The organism is Azospirillum brasilense (assembly GCF_022023855.1).
GTDB classification, from domain to species: domain Bacteria; phylum Pseudomonadota; class Alphaproteobacteria; order Azospirillales; family Azospirillaceae; genus Azospirillum; species Azospirillum brasilense_F.
The window spans coordinates 932,167-950,136 of sequence record NZ_CP059449.1; the positions used below are offsets into that span (position 1 = coordinate 932,167).

The 17,970-nt window shown below is 69.7% G+C and carries 17 protein-coding genes; 10 read left to right on the forward strand and 7 right to left on the reverse strand.

What is annotated here, in order from left to right:
- Window position 1 precedes the first annotated feature (1 nt).
- The 5 genes from H1Q64_RS04420 to H1Q64_RS04440 are packed head-to-tail and all read left to right on the forward strand — an operon-like array spanning window position 2 to window position 6,548.
- Window positions 2-559, forward strand: coding sequence for a hypothetical protein (locus tag H1Q64_RS04420; protein WP_237904535.1), 558 nt, complete (start codon window positions 2-4; stop codon window positions 557-559).
- Window positions 556-2,484, forward strand: coding sequence for an ABC transporter ATP-binding protein (locus tag H1Q64_RS04425; RefSeq protein WP_237904536.1), 1,929 nt, complete (start codon window positions 556-558; stop codon window positions 2,482-2,484). The genes H1Q64_RS04420 and H1Q64_RS04425 overlap by 4 nt, the downstream gene beginning before the upstream one ends.
- Window positions 2,484-4,376 (forward strand): ABC transporter substrate-binding protein, encoded by a 1,893-nt coding sequence (locus H1Q64_RS04430; protein ID WP_237904537.1) that lies wholly within the window; start codon window positions 2,484-2,486, stop codon window positions 4,374-4,376. The genes H1Q64_RS04425 and H1Q64_RS04430 overlap by 1 nt, the downstream gene beginning before the upstream one ends.
- 4 nt (window positions 4,377-4,380) lie before the next feature.
- Window positions 4,381-5,379 (forward strand): ABC transporter permease, encoded by a 999-nt coding sequence (locus H1Q64_RS04435; RefSeq protein ID WP_119507538.1) that lies wholly within the window; start codon window positions 4,381-4,383, stop codon window positions 5,377-5,379.
- On the forward strand, window positions 5,376-6,548 hold the full coding sequence (locus tag H1Q64_RS04440) for an ABC transporter permease (protein WP_237904538.1): 1,173 nt from the start codon (window positions 5,376-5,378) through the stop codon (window positions 6,546-6,548). The genes H1Q64_RS04435 and H1Q64_RS04440 overlap by 4 nt, the downstream gene beginning before the upstream one ends.
- Window positions 6,549-6,551: 3 nt before the next feature.
- Here the strand turns inward: H1Q64_RS04440 and H1Q64_RS04445 are convergent, their stop codons facing one another.
- Together H1Q64_RS04445 and H1Q64_RS04450 are read right to left on the reverse strand one after the other, a co-directional pair.
- Window positions 6,552-7,367, reverse strand: coding sequence for a YcbK family protein (locus H1Q64_RS04445; RefSeq protein WP_237904539.1), 816 nt, complete (start codon window positions 7,365-7,367; stop codon window positions 6,552-6,554).
- 160 nt (window positions 7,368-7,527) lie between these two features.
- The gene (locus H1Q64_RS04450) at window positions 7,528-8,403 is read right to left on the reverse strand and encodes an MBL fold metallo-hydrolase (RefSeq protein ID WP_237904540.1); all 876 of its coding nucleotides are present in this window, start codon (window positions 8,401-8,403) and stop codon (window positions 7,528-7,530) included.
- A gap of 245 nt (window positions 8,404-8,648) precedes the next feature.
- Between H1Q64_RS04450 and H1Q64_RS04455 the strand changes: the two genes are divergently transcribed.
- Window positions 8,649-9,380 (forward strand): hypothetical protein, encoded by a 732-nt coding sequence (locus H1Q64_RS04455; RefSeq protein WP_237904541.1) that lies wholly within the window; start codon window positions 8,649-8,651, stop codon window positions 9,378-9,380.
- 16 nt (window positions 9,381-9,396) lie between these two features.
- Here H1Q64_RS04455 and H1Q64_RS04460 read toward each other — a convergent pair whose 3' ends face one another.
- The 3 genes from H1Q64_RS04460 to H1Q64_RS04470 all read right to left on the reverse strand — a co-directional run bounded on the left by H1Q64_RS04460 (window position 9,397) and on the right by H1Q64_RS04470 (window position 12,008).
- Window positions 9,397-10,758 (reverse strand): PQQ-dependent sugar dehydrogenase, encoded by a 1,362-nt coding sequence (locus H1Q64_RS04460; RefSeq protein ID WP_237904542.1) that lies wholly within the window; start codon window positions 10,756-10,758, stop codon window positions 9,397-9,399.
- Window positions 10,755-11,198 (reverse strand): DUF2231 domain-containing protein, encoded by a 444-nt coding sequence (locus tag H1Q64_RS04465; RefSeq protein WP_237904543.1) that lies wholly within the window; start codon window positions 11,196-11,198, stop codon window positions 10,755-10,757. Before H1Q64_RS04465 ends, H1Q64_RS04460 begins: the two co-directional genes overlap by 4 nt.
- A 120-nt stretch (window positions 11,199-11,318) precedes the next feature.
- Entirely contained in the window at window positions 11,319-12,008 is a 690-nt protein-coding gene (locus H1Q64_RS04470; protein ID WP_109069931.1) for a response regulator transcription factor, read from the reverse strand.
- Window positions 12,009-12,273: 265 nt separating this feature from the next.
- Here H1Q64_RS04470 and ribA point away from each other — a divergent pair, with 265 nt between their 5' ends.
- From ribA to H1Q64_RS04485, 3 genes are all read left to right on the forward strand, one after another.
- Window positions 12,274-13,431 (forward strand): GTP cyclohydrolase II, encoded by a 1,158-nt coding sequence (ribA, locus tag H1Q64_RS04475; protein ID WP_237904544.1) that lies wholly within the window; start codon window positions 12,274-12,276, stop codon window positions 13,429-13,431.
- 179 nt (window positions 13,432-13,610) lie between these two features.
- On the forward strand, window positions 13,611-14,570 hold the full coding sequence (locus tag H1Q64_RS04480) for a hypothetical protein (protein WP_237904545.1): 960 nt from the start codon (window positions 13,611-13,613) through the stop codon (window positions 14,568-14,570).
- 50 nt (window positions 14,571-14,620) lie between these two features.
- Window positions 14,621-15,142 carry a L,D-transpeptidase family protein gene (locus H1Q64_RS04485; protein WP_237904546.1) on the forward strand — a complete coding sequence of 174 codons (522 nt, stop codon included), beginning with the start codon at window positions 14,621-14,623 and terminating at the stop codon, window positions 15,140-15,142.
- 6 nt (window positions 15,143-15,148) lie between these two features.
- Here H1Q64_RS04485 and H1Q64_RS04490 read toward each other — a convergent pair whose 3' ends face one another.
- Entirely contained in the window at window positions 15,149-15,856 is a 708-nt protein-coding gene (locus H1Q64_RS04490) for a YggS family pyridoxal phosphate-dependent enzyme (protein ID WP_237904547.1), read from the reverse strand.
- Window positions 15,857-15,955: 99 nt separating this feature from the next.
- Between H1Q64_RS04490 and H1Q64_RS04495 the strand changes: the two genes are divergently transcribed.
- The gene (locus H1Q64_RS04495; protein WP_237904548.1) at window positions 15,956-16,492 is read left to right on the forward strand and encodes a hypothetical protein; all 537 of its coding nucleotides are present in this window, start codon (window positions 15,956-15,958) and stop codon (window positions 16,490-16,492) included.
- A gap of 91 nt (window positions 16,493-16,583) precedes the next feature.
- On the opposite strand, the gene H1Q64_RS04500 is transcribed toward H1Q64_RS04495, so the two are convergent.
- Window positions 16,584-17,741, reverse strand: a complete 1,158-nt coding sequence (locus H1Q64_RS04500) for a porin (protein ID WP_237904549.1) — start codon at window positions 17,739-17,741, stop codon at window positions 16,584-16,586.
- Window positions 17,742-17,970: the final 229 nt, after the last annotated feature.

A 17,970-nucleotide genomic window follows, 5' to 3' on the forward strand; every position in this document is an offset into this window, starting at 1 on the left:
CATGGCCGAGCTGCCCATGGCCAGACCCTCGACCAGAGAGACGCCGAGCGTCGCGGAGATGCGCTACCCCGCCGGGGCGCTCGCCGGCGACTACGCGCGGGCCGGGGCGGGGCTGGCACTGACGGTGCTGCCGCTGGCCTTCCTGCCCGTCATCCCCTGGATCGCCGTGCCGCTGGGGGCCTGCGCGGTGCTGTTCGCGGTCTTCGCGGCGCGCACCCTGCAACGCCAGCTGACCCGCCTGACCATGGACGGCGAGGGCTTGCGGGCCGACGGGCCGCTGGGCGGCGCCATCCGCTGGGACGCGCTGTCCGGGCTGAAGCTGCGCTACTACGCGACCAGGCGGGGGCGCGACGACGGCTGGATGCAGGCGGCTCTGACGGGTGGCGGCACGACCCTGCGCTTCGACAGCAACCTGGAGGGCTTCGACGCGCTGATCGAACAGGCCGCCCTCGCCGCCGGGCGCAACGGCGTGGCGCTGACCCCGGTGACGGTGGACAATCTGATCGCCCTCGGCATCGAGCCGCCGGAGGACCCCAACGAAAAGAGGCCGGCGCCATGAGCCGCACGCTGCTCCGGGTGGAGGACCTGAAGGTCGATTTCCAGGTGCCGGGCGGCGTGGTCCACGCGGTGCGCGGCGTGTCCTTCCGGGTGCGGGCCGGTTCCACCGTCGCCCTGGTCGGGGAATCCGGGTCGGGCAAGTCGGTGGCGGCGCAGTCGATCCTGCGCATCCTGCCCCGCAACGCCGCCATCGCGGACGGGCGAATCCTGTTCGATGACGGAATCGTCAACGAGGGCCCAGTAAACAAGGGCGCAGTGAACAATGGTGGTGGCCCCGTCGACATCGCCGGGCTGAAGGCCGACGGTGCGGCGATGCAGGCGCTGCGCGGCGGCCGCATCTCGATCATCTTCCAGGAGCCGATGACCTCGCTGTCGCCCCTGCACACGGTGGGCGACCAAGTGGGCGAGGCGGTGCGGCTGCACCAGCGGGTGACCGCCCGGCAGGCCCGCGCGCAAGCCGAGGACATGCTGCGCCGGGTGCGTTTCCCCGACCCGAAGCGGGCGCTGGACACCTACCCGTTCGAGCTGTCGGGCGGCCTGCGCCAGCGCGCGATGATCGCCATGGCGCTGGTCTGCCGCCCTGCCCTGCTGATCGCCGACGAGCCGACGACCGCGCTGGACGTCACCATCCAGGCGCAGATCCTGAAGCTGATCAAGGACCTCCAGGCCGATCTCGGGATGGCCGTCCTGCTCATCACCCACGACCTGGGGGTGGTCGCCAACCTCGCCGACGAGGTGGTGGTGATGCACCGCGGGCGGATCATGGAATCCGGCACCCGCGAGGACATCTTCGCCGATCCGCGCCATCCCTACCTGAAGGCGCTGCTGCGCGCCGTTCCGCGCTTCCACATGGCGCCGGGGGAACGGCTGGTGCCGATCCGCTCGATTACATCGCAGGGCGGCAGCCTGCTGGAGAAGGATCACCAGCCCTGGCCGCCCGGCGCCGACGCGGCGGGGCCGCTGCTGGCGGTGGAGGGGGTGCGCAAACGCTACGGCGCGCGCAAGGCCGGCTGGTTCGGCGCCAAGGCCGGGGCGGGCACGCTGGCGGTGGACGACGTCAGCTTTGCCATTGCGCGCGGCGAATGCGTCGGGCTGGTCGGCGAGTCGGGCTGCGGCAAGACCACCCTGTCGAAGATCCTGATGCGCGCCCTGACTCCGGATCAGGGCAGCGTCCGCTTCAACGACCATGGCCGGATCGTCGACGTTCTGGGGCTGGAGGGTGCGGCCCTGACCGCCTTCCGCCGCAAGGTGCAGTTCGTCTTCCAGGACCCCTTCGGTTCCCTGAACCCGCGGATGACCGTCTTCGACATCATTGAAGAACCGCTGGTCATCCACGGCATCGGCGACGAGGCGGAGCGCGCCGCGCGGGTCAAGGAGCTGATGGGGCTGGTCGGGCTGGACGCGCGGCATCTGCGCCGCTACCCGCACAGCTTCTCCGGCGGCCAGCGCCAGCGCATCGGCATCGCCCGTGCGCTGGCCCTGCGGCCCGAGCTTCTGCTGCTCGACGAGCCGGTGTCGGCGCTCGACGTATCGATCCAGGCGCAGGTGCTGAACCTGCTGAAGGATCTGAAGGAACGGCTCGGCCTGACCTACCTGTTCGTCAGCCACAATCTGGCGGTGGTGGACTACCTGGCCGACCGCATCCTGGTGATGTGCCGTGGGCGGATCGTCGAGTCGGCTCCACGCGAGGCGCTGTTCCGCAACCCGGTCCACCCCTACACCCGCGCCCTGCTGGCCGCCGTGCCGGAACCGGACCCCAGCCGCCCGCTGTCGCTGACCGACCTGGAGGAAGGCCGCGCCTCCGACCCCGCGCGCTGGCCGGCCCCCTTCACCATCGACGACGACCACCAGCCCCATCTGGTCGATCTCGGCGGCGGCCATTGCGTGCGCGCCGACGCCGCCGTCCGCGTGCGGGAGGTGGCGTGATGAGGCTGCCCCGCCCCGCCCTGCTGCTGCTCGCCTTCCTCGGACTCAGCGCCTTCGACGCGGTCGAGACGCCGATGCTGGAGAACGCGGTCGGCGCCGGATCGCTGCCGCCGGTGGAGAAGCGGCTGCCGCTCACCCCGCTGGTCGAGCCGATGGACCGGCCCTGGCAGTCGCCGGGGCGCCATGGCGGCGACCTGCGCCTGCTGATGGCGCGGACCAAGGACACGCGGCTGATCTACGTCTACAGCTACGCCCGGCTGGTCGCGCTGACCCCAAGCCTGCGCATCGTGCCCGACATTCTGGAGCGGGTGGATGTGGAGGAAGGGCGGATCTTCACCTTCACGCTGCGCCGCGGCCACCGCTGGTCGGACGGCCATCCCTTCACGGCGGAGGACTTCCGCTACTGGTGGGAGGACATGGCCAACAACGCCAAGCGCTTCCCCGGCGGGCCGCCGCCGGAGATGCTGGTGGCCGGGGAAGCGCCGAAGTTCGAGGTGCTGGACGCCGCCGCGGTGCGCTACACGTGGACCCGCCCCAACCCCTTCTTCCTGCCGATGCTGGCCGGGGCCAAGCCGGTGGAGATCTACGCCCCAGCCCATTACCTGCGGCGCTTCCACCCCCGCTTCACCGAGCCGCTGGAGCTGAAGCAGCGGGTAGAGGCGGAGCGGCAGAAAAGCTGGCAGCAGCTTCACAACCGCAAGGACAATCTGACCGAGTTCGACAACCCGGACCTGCCGACCCTGCAGCCCTGGGTGCCGACGACCGCTCCGCCCGCGGAACGTTTCATCTTCGTAAGGAACCCCTATTTCCATCGGGTGGACCCAGCGGGGCGGCAGCTGCCCTACATCGACCGGGTCATCATGACGGTGGCCGACGCCAAGATCATCCCGGCCAAGACGGGGGCGGGCGAGAGCGACCTCCAGGCGCGCTACCTGCGGTTCGACAACTACACCTTCCTGAAGCAGGGGGCGAAGCGCAATGACTACCGGGTCACGCTGTGGCGCACCGGCATCGGGGCGCAGGTGGCGCTGTTCCCCAACCTGAACTGCAACGACCCGGTGTGGCGCGCGCTGAACCGCGACGTGCGCTACCGCCGCGCCCTGTCGCTGGCCATCGACCGCGAGGAGATGAACCAGGTCATCTATTACGGCCTCGCCATCCCGTCCAACAACACGCTCTTGGAGGTTTCGCCCCTGTGGGTGCCGGCCTTCCGCGACCGCTGGGCGCAGTTCGACGTCCGGCAGGCCAATCGGCTGCTCGACGAGATCGGCCTGACGAAGCGCGACGTCAACGGCGTCCGCCTGCTGCCCGACGGCCGCCCACTGGAGATCGTGGTGGAGACCGCCGGGGAGAGCACGGAGGAGACCGACGCCCTGGAGCTGATCGCCGACGGCTGGCGGCGCATCGGGGCGCGGCTCTACATCCGCTCCTCGCAGCTCGATGTGTTCCGCAACCGCATCTTCGCCGGCGACACCTGCATGTCCATCTCGCGCGGGCTGGACAACGCCATCGCCACCGCGGACATGAGCCCCGGCGAGCTGGTGCCGGTCGATCAGGCCAAGTACCAGTGGCCGAAATGGGGCCAGTTCTTCCAGACCATGGGCAAGGACGGCGAGCGCCCCGACATGCCCGAAGCGCGCGACCTTCTGGAGGCCTTCCGCGCCTGGCGCGACGCCCCGGACGAGGCGGGGCGGGCGGCGGCCTGGACCCGCATCCTGACGCTCAACGCCGAGCAGGTCTTCACCATCGGCACGGTGGCCGGGGTGCCGCAGCCGGTGGTGGCGCGCCGCACCCTGCGCAACGTGCCGGAGGAGGGTCTGTTCAACTACGACCCCGGCGCGCATTTCGGGCTGTACCGGCCCGACGGCTTCTGGTTCGACGGAAAGGGGTGAGGCCATGCTGGGCTACGTGATCCGCCGCATCCTCATCATGATCCCGACGCTGCTGGCGATCAGCGTCATCACCTTCGTCATCATCCAGCTTCCCCCCGGCGATTATCTGACCACGCTGGTCAACGAGATGCAGAGCCGGGGCGAGAGCATGGACCAGGGCCGGCTGGCCATGCTGCGCGAGACCTACGGGCTCGACCGGCCCATGTATGAGCAATACGCGCTGTGGCTGGCCGGCATGCTGCGCGGCGACTTCGGCTATTCCTTCGAATACAACCTGCCAGTATCGGACGTGGTCGGCGACCGGCTGTCGCTGACCGCCATCGTGTCCTTCGCGACCATCCTGTTCATCTGGGTGGTGTCCTTCCCCATCGGCATCTATTCGGCGACGCGGCAGTACAGCCTGGGCGACTATGTCCTGACCTTCCTGGGCTTCCTGGGGCTGGCGACGCCCAGCTTCCTGCTGGCGCTGGTGATGCTGTATTTCGCCAACGTGTGGTTCGGCACCTCGATCGGCGGGCTGATGGACCCGCGCTACATCGGCCAGCCCTGGAGCTGGGGCAAGGCGATGAGCGTGTTCGAGCACATGTGGATTCCGGTGATCGTCATCGGCACCGCCGGCACCGCCGCGATGATCCGCCGCCTGCGCGCCAACCTGCTGGACGAACTGCACAAGCCCTACGTCGTCACCGCGCGGGCCAAGGGCCTGCCGCCGGGGCGGGCGCTGGTGAAATACCCGCTGCGGGTGGCGCTGAACCCCTTCGTGTCCGACATCGGCAACCTGCTGCCGCAGGTCGTCTCCGGCGCCGCCATCGTGTCGGTGGTGATGTCGCTGCCGACGACGGGGCCGATGCTGCTCCAGGCGCTGCGCAGCCAGGACATGTATCTGGCCGGGTCCTTCCTGATGTTCCTGGCGGTGCTGACGGTGATCGGCGTCTTCCTGTCCGATCTGGCGCTGGCCGCGCTCGACCCGCGCATCCGCCTGAGCGGGGGAGCCAGCCGATGAGCGCCTCCCTTCCGACCCGGACTCCCCTGCCCCATACCGTCGACACCGCCCCCTGGAACCCCGACGAGGTCGAGCGGCTGTCGCCCGAGCAGGAGCGCTTCACCACCGCCTCGCAATGGCGGATGGTCTGGTGGAAGCTGCGCCGGCACAAGCTGGCGGTGGCGTCGGGGATCGTGCTGCTGCTGCTCTACGCCTCGACCCTGGTCAGCGAGGTCCTGGCCCCCTACGCGGTGGACAGCCGCAATTCCCACTTCATCCACGCCCCGCCGCAGACCGTGCACCTGTTCCACGAGGGGCAGTTCGTCGGCCCCTTCGTCTACGGCTACAGCTACCGCCTGGACATGGAGATCCTGAAGCGGGACTACACGCCCAACCCGGCGAAGGTGCAGCCGATCCGCTTCTTCTGCCGCGGCGACCGCTACGAGTTCTGGGGGCTGGTGGAGAGCGACTGGCACCTCGCCTGCCCGGCCGACGGCGGGACGCTGTTCCTGATGGGCACCGACCGGCTGGGGCGGGACCTGCTGTCGCGGATGATCTACGGGACACGCATCTCGCTGACCATTGGGCTGATCGGCGTCGCGGTCAGCTTCGTGCTGGGGATCGTGATCGGCGGCATCGCCGGCTATTACGGCGGCTGGGTGGACAACCTGATCCAGCGGCTGATCGAGATCATCCGCTCCTTCCCCGAGCTGCCGCTGTGGATGGCCCTGTCCGCCGCCCTGCCCGTCACCTGGAACCCCATCTTCATCTATTTCGGGATCACGGTGATCCTGGGCCTTCTGGAATGGACGGGTCTCGCCCGCGCCGTGCGGTCCAAGCTGCTGGCCCTGCGCGAGGAGGACTTCACCACCGCCGCCCAGCTGATGGGCGCCAGCCCGGCCCGCATCATCGGGCGGCATCTGCTGCCCAGCTTCATGAGCCACCTGATCGCCTCGGCGACGCTGGCCATCCCCGGCATGATCCTGGGCGAGACGGCGCTGAGCTTCCTCGGCCTCGGCTTGCGCCCGCCGATCACCAGCTGGGGGGTGCTGCTGACCGAGGCGCAGAACATCAACGTGGTGGCGCTGTACCCCTGGCTGATGCTGCCGGTGGTGCCGGTGATCGTGACCGTGCTGAGCTTCAACTTCCTCGGCGACGGCCTGCGGGACGCCGCGGACCCGTATCGGTAAAGCTCAGGGCTTCTTCTTCGCCGCAGGCTCCGGCTGCTCCTTGAGGGAGGCCAGCACCATGCGGACACGGGCGAGGTCGGCGTCGTTGCCCTTCGCGGGGGTGGAGGCGGGCGCGGCCTTGGCCGGAGTACGCTTCGGCGGGGTGGGCTCCGCCGCCGCGACCTGCGTCCGCGGGGCGGTGGGAGCGGGCTTGGCGGCGACCGCCTTGCCCGACGCGGCCTTCGCCGGGGTCGCCCTGGCCTCCAGGATGCGGGGGTCGCCACCCTTCGGGCTCCAGGTGCGGACCGGGCCGGTGTCGACATGGACGTGGCCGGTGTGGGGATAGAGCGCGTAGCCGCCGCGCTGCAGGGCCGCAGCCTCGTCGGCGAGGCGGCGGGGCGGGACGCCGGGGATGGAGATGTCGGCGGCCTGGCCGCGCAGGTGATAGCTGTTCTCCGCCACGTTCGGGTTGCTGCGGGCCAGCGTGACGTTGGTCAGCGGCGAGCGGTAGCCGGAGGTGATGTGGACCGGCGTGTCGGGGCCGGCCCCGCAGCGGTCCCGCAGGTCGGCGAGAAGCTCGACCAGCGTGGGATCGACGGGCACCGTCTCGCCGGTGCGGCGGTCGCGGAACAAGGTGGCGATGCGGTCCAGGGCCTGCGGGTCATAGCCGTCGGCGCGGCGGTAGGTGACGCTGACCGTCTCGCCGCTGGCGGGATGGTGCAGGACGATCGAGCGGGGGCCGCCATCGAACGAGGCCTGGGAACCCGGAGTGGAGGCGCAGCCGGCGAGCGTTCCGCCAGCGAGCAGGCCCAGCAACGATAAGCGCAGAAGATGCCGCATGCGTCTCCCCAGAGTTCTCTCTGCGGTTGCAGGCGGTTTTCATACCATAATTGTCACACGATCCGGCAGTGACAACGGGCCACGGGACGCGAACGGAGGCTTGGCCGTGTCATCGGCGCATCACTGTCCAACGGGATAGTTGTCGGTCAAAGGGGCCAAGTCAGAGAGGAAGCGCCATGCCTTCGCGGGCGACCAGCGTGCCGGGGCGCCGGGCCTCGGCGGCGGTGGCGATGACGTCCAGCTCGGCGTCGCTGCGCCGGGGATCGTGGTGGAAGATGACCGCGCGCTTCACATCGGCCTCGTCGGCGATGCGCAGGCATTCCTCCCAAGTCGAATGCCCCCAGCCGACGCGGGTGGCGTATTCGGCGTCGGTGTAGGTGCAGTCGTAGATCAGCAGGTCGCTGCCGCGCACCAGTTCCATCACGGCGGGGTCGCGGCCCTCGGCGGGATGCTCGGTGTCGGTGACGTAGCACAGGCTGCGCCCGGCGAACTCCACGCGGTAGCCGGTGGCCCCGTCCGGATGGTTCAGCGCGGCGGTGCGCACGGTGACGCCCGGCTTCACCGCCAGCGTCTGGCCGCTGACGAAGTCGTGGAAGGTGCAGTCGGCCCGGAAGATCTCCACCGGCACCGGGAACAGCGGCGCCGACATCATGCATTCCAGGACGGAGCGCATCGTCCGCTCCCGCTCCAGATGACCGGCCCTGATCCGCACGCGGCTGGCCGCGTCGAAGGCCGGCGCGAAGAAGGGCAGGCCGCAGATGTGGTCGAGATGGCTGTGGGTCAGCAGCAGATCGACGTCCACCGCCTCCCCCCGGCGCATCAGCGCCTCGCCCAGCGGGCGCAGGCCGGTGCCGGCGTCGAGAACCAGAAGAACGTCCCCGCAGCGCAGCTCGACGCAGGGGGTGTTGCCGCCGTAGCGGACCGTGTCCGGCCCCGGGGAGGCGATGCTGCCACGCACGCCCCAGAAGCGAACGGTGAAGTCCGGCGGGGTGTCAGGCGCACCGGAACAGGCGTCGGAAACGGTTCGTGCCGTCATGGTACCGACAATTTGGCGGTAGGACCCTCGCGAGTCGAGTGAAAAGGTTGCTTCACGAAACGACCCTCCGGCGCGTCCATAAGCCGGTCCGCCTCGATGGAAGGGGGGACGGCGCGAGACGGGGGTAGGAGGAAAAGGCGTGCCGCACCGCCGAGATGTGGAGATGCCCAATCCAATAAGATGTGGTAGTTTGCGCCCGTTCGCCCATCGACGCGAAAAATCGCCTCCGGACCCCGACCCCTCGGATGGACCCAGACAAACTCGCCAAAGTCCTCGCCATGGCCGAGTCGGAGCATCAGGGCGAGGCCCAGTCCGCTCTGCGCGCCGCGCGCATCATGCTGTCGAGGGCCGGCCTGTCGTTCCGCGATCTCGCCCGCGGCGCCCGTCCGGTCTCCACCGCTCCGGAACCGCCACCCGCCGCCAGCGCCCCACCGCCCGATCGTCCGCCGCCGCCCGACCAGCTCGTCCAGGGGCTGCGCCGCCAAGTGCGTGACCTGGAGCTGGAGATCGCCGGGCTGAAGCGGCAGCTGGAGAAGAGCAACGGCGACATGGAGCGCCAGCGCGAGGAGGCCGACCGCTGGCGCGGCCTCGCCCGCGAAACCGCGGAAAAGCTCTGGGACCTCGGCAAGGCGCTGGAGCGCAAGCACAGCCGCCACACCAGCCTGGACAAGCGCCGCGCCATCCTCGACCTGTTGCAGGACCCCAACAGCGCCCTGCTGGCCGATCACGAGATCGCGCGGCGGGTTGGCACCTCGCCCAAGCTGGTCGCCCATTGGCGGCGCCGTCTGGCCATCGTCGGGCGCAAGATCCGCCTGCTGCCCGTGGTGCCGCGCGGCCGCGGCCTGTGGGGCGGCGGGCGTCCAGCCGGGCCGGCCCGCAGCGGTGCAGCCCTGGAGAACAAGCGCCAGCGCTGGATGGGCTATCCGGTCGCCGTCACCATCTCGGACCGGTCAGGACCGCTCGGCAAGCGGCCCTGACGCGGCGTTCCCAGTTTCAATTGGACGATCCGTTCCCATCGGACGTCGCGCTGCCCATATCCGCTGGTGCCTGGGCGCTGGGCGAGCGATCGGTCACCGCGACGCGCCAGACGGTGTTCGACAGGTCGTCAGCAACGATCAGCGCACCCTTCGGATCGACCGTGACGCCGACCGGCCGGCCGTAGGTGTGGCCGTCCTCGCCCATGAAACCGGTCACGACCTCGACCGGATCACCGGAGGGTGCGCCGTCGCGGAAGGGGACGAAGATCACCTTGTAGCCGCTGGGCACGCTGCGGTTCCAACTGCCATGTTCTCCGACGAACACGCCGTCAGCGAAGCGCTCGCCCATCACCGGCGAGGAGAAGGCCACGCCGAGGGCCGCGACGTGCGATCCCAGACTGTAGTCCGGCTTGATCGCCGCGGCGACCAGTTCAGGCTTCTGCGGCTGGGCGCGCGGGTCGACGTTCTGGCCCCAATAGCTGAAGGGCCAGCCGTAGAAGCCGCCTTCACGGACCGAGGTCAGGTAATCGGGGACGAGGTTGGGGCCAAGCTCGTCGCGCTCGTTGACCACCGCCCACAGTGTGCCCGTTCCCGGCTGGATGGCCAGCGCGGTGGGGTTGCGCAAGCCCGTGGCGTAGGGCCGGTGCGCGCCCGTCCGCGCGTCGATCTCCCAGACCATCGCGCGGTCGGCCTCGGCGGGCATCCCGCGCTCGGTGATGTTGCTGTTGGAGCCGATGCCGACATAGAGGAACCGCCCGTCCGGGCTGGCCGCCAGCGACTTGGTCCAGTGATGGTTGATGTAGGAGGGCAGGTCGGTGACCTTCTCCGGCGGCCCCTCGGCGCGGGTCTGGCCCTCGCGGTAGGGGAAGCGCACCAGCGCGTCCTGGTTCGCGACGTAGATCTGGCCGTTCACGAAGGCCAGCCCGTAGGGCGCGTTCAGATGGTCGGCGAAGACCGTGCGCTCCTCGTATTGCCCATCGCCGTCGGCGTCGCGCAGCAAGGTGATGCGGTTGCCGCTGGGGACCGAGGTTGTGCCCTTGGCCTTGATGATGCCGGCGATGAAGTCCTTGGGCCGCAGCGGCGGGGCCGAGCCGCCCCGGCCTTCGGCGACCAGGATGTCACCGTTGGGAAGGACGAGGGTCTGGCGCGGGATGCCGAGGTCGGTGGCGATCGCCGTGACGGTGAAGCCCTCCGGCACGGTCGGTTTCCGGTCCCCCCAGGAGGCGGGGTTGGCGATCTTCATGCTGGGCAGCAGACCGTGCTGCTGCTCCGGCAGCGGCGGGTTGGCGCCGTACACGGGCTGCGACGGGTTGTTGTCGTCGCAGGCGGTCAGCAGGGCGACGAGCGCGGCGGCGGCCAGCAGGCTGGAGCGTTTCATCGCGTCTCTCCCATCGGACGGCTCATGCCGAAGCTGGAGAAGCCGAACCAAGTCGCCAGGAGGGCGGTCACGGCGACGGCCGCCGACAGGATCAGGCCCTCCGGCATGATTCCCCAGGCGTCCCGCGCGTGCACGAAGGCGTTGACGAGGCCGAGCGCGAACGTGATGAGCAGCAGGACGAAGTAGACGAGCCCGCGGCCGCGGCGCCGGCCGGCGCGGAACAGGTCGATGAAGGCCCAGAGGAGCGAGAAGCCGGCGAAGACCATGCCGCCGGCGATCAGCCAAGCGGCGAAGTTGCTCCACTGGATCTCGAAGCTCCTGGAATAGGCGATGTCGCAGAGCAGGCCCCCCAGGAACAGCGGAAGGGAGGCGGCAAGCAGCACCGCGTGCAAGGGATGGATGGCCCTTGCCGGTCTGCCGTGATCGACGATGGCTACCAAGACGTCATCTCCTTGCCCGACGGGGGTCCGTGCCGCGGCGGCCCGGAAATCAATCTTTTCAATGGGCAGGGATGAGGATGGTTCCGCGCCGCGGCAGGCCGGCGGTCGCCTGACTGGGGATCAGGGCACCAGACGGTAGCCGCCGGGTTCCGTCACCAGGATCTCGGCGTTGGACGGGTCGCGCTCGATCTTCTGGCGCAGGCGGTAGACGTGGGTTTCCAACGTGTGGGTGGTGACCCCGGCGTTGTAGCCCCACACCTCACCCAGCAGGGTCTCGCGCCCGATCACCGCGCCCCCGGCCCGGTACAGGTATTTCAGGATCGCCGTTTCCTTCTCGGTCAGGCGGATCTTGCGGGCGCCGCCGTCGGCGAGGAGCAGCTTGCCCGCCGGGCGGAAGCTGTAGGGGCCGATGGCGAAGACGGCATCCTCGCTCTGTTCGTGGACGCGGAGCTGGGCGCGCAGCCGGGCCAGCAGCACCCCCATGCGGAAGGGCTTGGTGACGTAGTCGCTGGCCCCGGAATCGAGCCCGAGGATGGTGTCGGCGTCGGAGGCCGCCGCGGTCAGCATGATGACCGGGCAGCGCACCCCCTCGCGCCGCAGCAGGCGGCACAGGTCGCGCCCGTCCATGTCCGGCAGCCCGACGTCGAGCAGGATGGCGGCAAAACCGCCCTCCCGCGCCACGGCCAGCGCCGAGGCGCCGTCCCCGGCCTCCACCGTCTCGAATTCCTCCAGAAGCTGGAGCTGCTCGGCGAGGGACTGCCGGAGGGCGGTGTCGTCGTCGATCAGAAGGATGCGTTTCGCAAGCGTCATTCGGGGGCGTTCACCGGTGGCTCCGGGCGCGGAACTTATCATGGCCCGCGCGGGATTGCCCTAGACTTATCGGAAAGGCCTGAGCATGGCACAATCCGGTTTCGCCCGCACCGGCGGCGGTTTCCAGCATCGTTGCGCCGTCGGCAACGGTGTGGCGCGCGGGATTTGCTGGACAGGGGTGCGCCACCTGCGCTTTGCTTCCCGCGCTCTCCGACCCATGTCGGGATCTTTCGCCCTTCGGGGCGCAGCACGCGAAGCCTCCGTTATGTACGCCGACGCCCCTTCCGACTCCGCCCCGCCCGAAGCCGTCCTGCCCATGGACGAAGCCGCCATGCGCGCGGTGGACCGGGCCACGGCCGCCCTGCGCCGGGGCGAGGCCGTCGCCATCGAGACCGCCGACGGCAGCGTCGGCGCCGCGGTGTCGGTGGAATCCGTGGCGATCGACGCCGTGCAGCGGCTGGTGCAGCTGACCGGCGCCGCGCCGGTCCTGGCGGTCACCCGCCGCCGCGCCACGGTGCTGAAGCTGATGGGGGAGGGGACGGGAGTCGTCGCCCTGTCGCTTCCCCGCTGCCTGACCGCGGACGAGGCCCACACGCTGGCCGACCCCGAACACCGCCCGGACGGGGCGATGCCGGAGGGCCTGACCGCCACGGCCATGGACCCCGGGTCGCGGGAAACGGCGGCGGTGGACCTTGCCCGGCTGGCGCGTCTGCTGCCGGCAGCCATTGTCGCCCCCGCCGCCGGCCACACCGGCAGCGCCGCGGAATGGGCGGCGAAGCACGACCTGCTGCTGGTCCGCGCCCGCGACATCGCCGACTACCGTGTCCATGTGGTGCGCACGTTGCGCCGGGTGGCCGAGGCCCGCGTCCCGCTGTCCGGCGCCGAGAACACCAGCATCGCCGCCTTCCGCCCCATCGACGGCGGGCCGGAGCATCTGGCGATCATCGTCGGCAACCCGGTCGCGGGCGAGCCGGTGCTGGCCCGCTTGCATTCGGAATGCTTCACCGGCGACCTGCTGGGCAGCTTGCGCTGCGACTGCGGCCAGCAGCTGCGCGGCGCCATCGCCGAGATCGCCCGGCAGGGCAGCGGCGTCCTGCTCTATCTGGCGCAGGAGGGGCGGGGGATCGGCCTCGTCAACAAGCTGCGCGCCTACCGCATCCAGGACCGCGGCTTCGACACGGTGGACGCCAACGAGATTCTCGGCTTCGAGGCGGACGAGCGGGTCTATCTGCCGGCGGCGGAGATGCTGCGGCAGTTGGGCTTCACCGCCGTGCGGCTGATGACCAACAACCCGGAGAAGCTGCGCCAGCTCGCCCGCTGCGGGATCGAGGTGGTCGAGCGCGTTCCCCATATCTTCCCGTCCAACGGCCACAACGAAGGCTATCTGCGCACCAAGGCGGAGCGCAGCGGGCATATGTTCTGAGACCACATCTTCCGAGAATCGATTCTTCAGGGGGCAGGAAACGCCCCTTGCCCGGCAGCTCTTGCCGGGTCGCCGTCCGGACCCATGCCGAAAGCGCCCGAGACGACGGGATTCCAGCCCAGGGAACTGGCACACCGGTTGCTTAGGACAGGGCTGGACACCGCGACGGGAGACCGCCCATGGCCATCGACGCCACCACCATCGACGCAGCCGCCGCTTCGCGGCCGGTGCAGCGCGAGCGGTCGCCGGGCCAAGCGACGCCCGCCCTGACGGTCATGGAGAGCCGGGACAGCCCCGACCGGTACGAGGCCGAGGCCGAGATGTCCTTCGGCGACTTGCTGGACATCATCAACCCGCTCCAGCACATCCCCATCGTCAACACCGTTTACCGGGAGATCACCGGCGACACCATCAGTCCGTCGTCCAAGGTCATTGGCGGCATTCTGTTCGGCGGCCCGCTGGGCGGCATGGCGTCCATCGCCAACGCGGTGGTGGAACAGGCCCAGGGCAAGGACATCGGCGGGCAGATCATGGCCTCGCTCGGCTTCGACGGGGATGCCGCTGCCGGCACCGCCGGAGCCACCGCGGTCACCACCCTGCCGGACTCCGCCTCCGGCACCTCGGCACCGGCCATGGCCGCTGCGGCGCCGGCCGCCCAGCCGGCCCGCACCGTCACGGCGGAGCTGCCGGACGCCAAGCGGCCCGCAGCGCCGCCTCATGGGGTGGGGGCGGCGGAGGGCGGGTCCGGGCGCGATGGCCTGACGGACACGCCGCACCCCTCGCGGATGCCGGCGCGCGACACCCCGCTGGCGAACAGCCTGATGGCCAAATACGCCGCCAAGCCGCACCCCTCCACCATCGGCTTCGCCGCCACCGCGGCTCCCTCCGGCTTCCGCAAACCCGCGGAGGCGCCGGCGGCGGCGGCCCGACCGGACGCCGTGGCCGGTACCGGGGCGGCGAATGTGCCAACGAACACGCTGGCGCAGGCGAACGCCGCCCCGGCGGCGGCCAACAGCAATGCCTTTGCACCCGTGACGCCGGACATGCTGTCTGAGACGATGATGCGCAATCTGGCCAAGTACGAGCAGGGCCGGCGGGCCGCGCAGACCCCGGCGCCCAGCTTGCGGGTGTCGGGCTGAGCGCAATGACCCCAGAAACGGACAGGCCGGAAACGGGCGAGGGAAGGGCGATGGAGATCACGGTTCGTCTTGCGGACCCGCCGTCCGATGGCCGTCTCGACTGGCCCGGCGGCTCGTTCCGCTGCGTTCTCGGCCGCGGCGGCATCCGCTCCGACAAGCGGGAGGGCGACGGCGCCACCCCGGTCGGCCGCTTCGCGCTGCGCCGCGTGCTGTGGCGCGACGACCGTCTGGAGCGGCCCGAGACAGGCTTGCCAGCGTCGCCCATCGCGCCAGACGACGGCTGGTGCGACGACCCTGCGGATCCCGCCTACAACCATCCGGTCAAGCGCCCCTACGCCGCCAGCCACGAGGAGCTGTGGCGCGACGACCATGTCTACGACGTCATCGTGGTGATGGGACACAACGACGATCCGGTGGTGCCGGGTCTGGGCAGCGCCGTGTTCATGCATGTGGCGCGGCCCGACCGGGCGCCGACGGCGGGCTGCGTCGCGCTGCCCCTGCCGGACCTGCTGCGGCTTCTCAAGGATTGCGCGCCGGGCACCGCACTGACCGTGGCGGACCCGGCGGAATAGGCGGCGCTATCCGGCGGCGGGGGTGGGGCGGGCGCCGAAGATCGCCGTGCCGACCCGCACATGGGTGGCGCCGAAGCGGATCGCCGTCTCGTAATCGCCGCTCATCCCCATGCTGACCTCGGGCAGACCGGCGCGGCGCGCCATGTCGGCGAGCAGGGCGAAGTGCATCGCCGGCTCCTCGTCCACCGGCGGGATGCACATCAGGCCGGTCACCGGCAGGTTCCAGCTGTCGCGGCAGGCGGCCAGAAAGGCGTCCAGCTCCGCCGGGGGAATGCCGGCCTTCTGCGGCTCCTCGCCAGTGTTGACCTCGATCAGGCAGCGCGGGCGGCGCCCGCTGCGCGCCATTTCCTCGGCGAGCGCCTCGGCCAGCTTGGGCCGGTCCACTGTCTGGATCACGTCGAACAGGGCCACCGCGTCCTTGACCTTGTTGGTCTGGAGCGGGCCGATCAGGTGCAGTTCCAGGTCCGGAAAGCGCTCGCGCAGTGCGGGGAACTTCGCCTTGGCCTCCTGCACGCGGTTCTCGCCGAAGACGCGCTGGCCGGCGGCCAGGGCCTCCTCCACCGCCTCGACCGGGTGGGTCTTGGAAACGGCGACCAGCGTCACCGCGCCGGGATCGCGCCCGCTGGCGACGCAGCCGTCCAAGATGGAGCGGCGGACGGACTCCAGCCGGGCCGTGACGGTGCCGTCTGGTGTATCGGTGTGCGAAGCGGACATGCCGGCCCTCCCCCTTTATTGGCGCCTGCCTGTACAGGAACCGGAGGGCGTGGTAACGGACGGACCGACGAAACGCAAGCACCCCGAGGAGAACAAGGCATGCGTGGTTGGATGCGTCCCCTGATCCTGTCGGCGCTGATTCTGGGGGCCGCGCCGTTCACGGCCGGCAACGCCCTTGCCCAAGGCACCGGGAACCCAAACGCCGGAAGCCAGAATGGCGGCAAGCCCGCCGCCGGCAAGGAAGCTCCCAAGACGGCGGCGGGGTCGGCCATCGCCCAGGCGCCCTTCGCCGTGCAACCGTTCCCGCTGCAGGACGACGGCACCTACAAGGAATTCTTGGGCGCCGCCGCCGCCGACCTCAACCGGCGCTGCACCAAGCAGGAAAATTATGGTTGGGAGTTCAAGAAGGACGACGACGCCCGCCGTGACCAGATTCTCGAATCCACCCTCGGCGGCTTTCGCAAGGCTGGCTGGAAGCTGGGCGAAGTGAAGGTCCGTTCCATCCGCGATGCGGGAACCACCGCCTACACGGCGGAAAAGGCCAAGCAGCGCCTGCTGGCCGTCTGGACCCCTATGGAGGACGCGGCGATCCTGCTGCTCTGCGAGACCGAAGCGGCGCCAGCGACCAAGAAGTAAGGGTCACTGGGGAAGCAAGGCCCGGCACCCAAAGAAAACGGCGGCGGATGGGTATCCGCCGCCGTTTTTGTCAGAGTTGCCGCAAGGCCGATCAGAAGGCCAGGCGGGTGTCGATCATGATGATGTGCGCGCGGTCGTCCGGGTTGATGCCGCCGTTGTCGAGCGTCGTCATCTTCGAGTCGAGGTCGAGGTAGCTGTACTCCAGGCCCGTGGTCAGGCCGGGCGCGATGGTGTAGGTCACGCCGGCCTGATACAGCTCGGCCTTGACCGGGGCCACGAAGCCGGTGTTCGGGCTGGTGCCGTTCGAACGCGACTGCGAGTAGTTGGCGGCCAGGATGAACGGGCCGGTGGCGTACTGGGCGCCGACGATCCAGATGTCCTGCTTCTCCTTCACGGTCAGCGACTTGTCGTAGCCGCTGTCGCCGCTGTAGGCGTAGCTGCCTCCGATCTTGAAGTCGCCGTAGCCGACGTTCAGGCCGGCGTGGACCGAGCTGAGCTTCTCGAAGCGGGTGGCGCCGACGCCGACGCCGTCATCGACCGCATCGCCGAACTGGTAGAAGGCGCTGGCCGCGACGCTGAAGCCGCCGAACTCGTTGGTGTAGGTGCCGCCGGCCTCGACGACGTCCTGGAAGCCGCCGTTGTCCTGACGACGGTTGATCGAGGTGTGCGAGTCGCCCGTGCGCGGGGTGTAGGAGACGCCGCCCTGAAAACCGGCGATGGTCGGGGTCAGGTAGATGACCTTGGTGCCGACGTCGCCCGAGGCGAAGGCGCGGAAGTTGTTGGTGGTGGTCGGCAGCAGCGAGTAGGTCTGCGAACCGGTGAGGAACTCCACCGTGTTGTTGTCCGGACCGCCGGCGATGCCCTCGACGTTCGGGCCGATGATGCCGAACTCGTCGGACAAGCCGTTGATCGTGCCGGCCTGCAGGGTGCCGAAGCCGCTGTTCACGAAGATGAAGGCGCGGTCGGAGTCCATCGTGCGGACGTTGCCGGCGCCGTTGGCGGCGCGCATACGGACGCGGCCGCCGTACTCCAGACCGTTGTCGGCCGTGGCGACCGGCGTGACGGTCACGCGGAAGCGGTTGGCGAACTCCGTCGAGCGGGTGCCTTCATCACGGTCCTGTTCGACATAGGCGCCCTGGAAGAAAGCGTCACCGCCGACCTTGACCTCGAACTTGGTCTGGGCGGAAGCCATGCCGCTGCAGGCGATGATCGCGATGGCTGCGCAGCCCGTAACAAGAGAACGCTTCATTGATGGTCCATCCTTCTAGCAGGCTCCCAAGGAGACTGGAGCCGTGCGGTTGTGCTTCCCATCAATTACTAAGCCACCCGTTCGCTCACCCGACAAGAGCGATTCGACAGGGGCAACGGTGCAACTGTAACACAGTTGCCATTCCGACACAGTCATAAGTGTTTGGTGTCTAATGGTTTTTCCCGCATGCCGTAAATATAGCACATTGCTTGTCCAGATTTTGGGCGCG

What these genes read in the sequence shown, in the direction of transcription:
- H1Q64_RS04420 (WP_237904535.1), top strand. Translation starts at nt 2, where the DNA reads ATGGCCGAGCTGCCCATGGCCAGACCCTCGACCAGAGAGACGCCGAGC.
- H1Q64_RS04425 (WP_237904536.1), top strand. Translation starts at nt 556, where the DNA reads ATGAGCCGCACGCTGCTCCGGGTGGAGGACCTGAAGGTCGATTTCCAG.
- H1Q64_RS04430 (WP_237904537.1), top strand. Translation starts at nt 2,484, where the DNA reads ATGAGGCTGCCCCGCCCCGCCCTGCTGCTGCTCGCCTTCCTCGGACTC.
- H1Q64_RS04435 (WP_119507538.1), top strand. Translation starts at nt 4,381, where the DNA reads ATGCTGGGCTACGTGATCCGCCGCATCCTCATCATGATCCCGACGCTG.
- H1Q64_RS04440 (WP_237904538.1), top strand. Translation starts at nt 5,376, where the DNA reads ATGAGCGCCTCCCTTCCGACCCGGACTCCCCTGCCCCATACCGTCGAC.
- H1Q64_RS04445 (WP_237904539.1), bottom strand. Translation starts at nt 7,367, where the DNA reads ATGCGGCATCTTCTGCGCTTATCGTTGCTGGGCCTGCTCGCTGGCGGA.
- H1Q64_RS04450 (WP_237904540.1), bottom strand. Translation starts at nt 8,403, where the DNA reads ATGACGGCACGAACCGTTTCCGACGCCTGTTCCGGTGCGCCTGACACC.
- H1Q64_RS04455 (WP_237904541.1), top strand. Translation starts at nt 8,649, where the DNA reads ATGGACCCAGACAAACTCGCCAAAGTCCTCGCCATGGCCGAGTCGGAG.
- H1Q64_RS04460 (WP_237904542.1), bottom strand. Translation starts at nt 10,758, where the DNA reads ATGAAACGCTCCAGCCTGCTGGCCGCCGCCGCGCTCGTCGCCCTGCTG.
- H1Q64_RS04470 (WP_109069931.1), bottom strand. Translation starts at nt 12,008, where the DNA reads ATGACGCTTGCGAAACGCATCCTTCTGATCGACGACGACACCGCCCTC.
- ribA (WP_237904544.1), top strand. Translation starts at nt 12,274, where the DNA reads ATGTACGCCGACGCCCCTTCCGACTCCGCCCCGCCCGAAGCCGTCCTG.
- H1Q64_RS04480 (WP_237904545.1), top strand. Translation starts at nt 13,611, where the DNA reads ATGGCCATCGACGCCACCACCATCGACGCAGCCGCCGCTTCGCGGCCG.
- H1Q64_RS04485 (WP_237904546.1), top strand. Translation starts at nt 14,621, where the DNA reads ATGGAGATCACGGTTCGTCTTGCGGACCCGCCGTCCGATGGCCGTCTC.
- H1Q64_RS04490 (WP_237904547.1), bottom strand. Translation starts at nt 15,856, where the DNA reads ATGTCCGCTTCGCACACCGATACACCAGACGGCACCGTCACGGCCCGG.
- H1Q64_RS04495 (WP_237904548.1), top strand. Translation starts at nt 15,956, where the DNA reads ATGCGTGGTTGGATGCGTCCCCTGATCCTGTCGGCGCTGATTCTGGGG.
- H1Q64_RS04500 (WP_237904549.1), bottom strand. Translation starts at nt 17,741, where the DNA reads ATGAAGCGTTCTCTTGTTACGGGCTGCGCAGCCATCGCGATCATCGCC.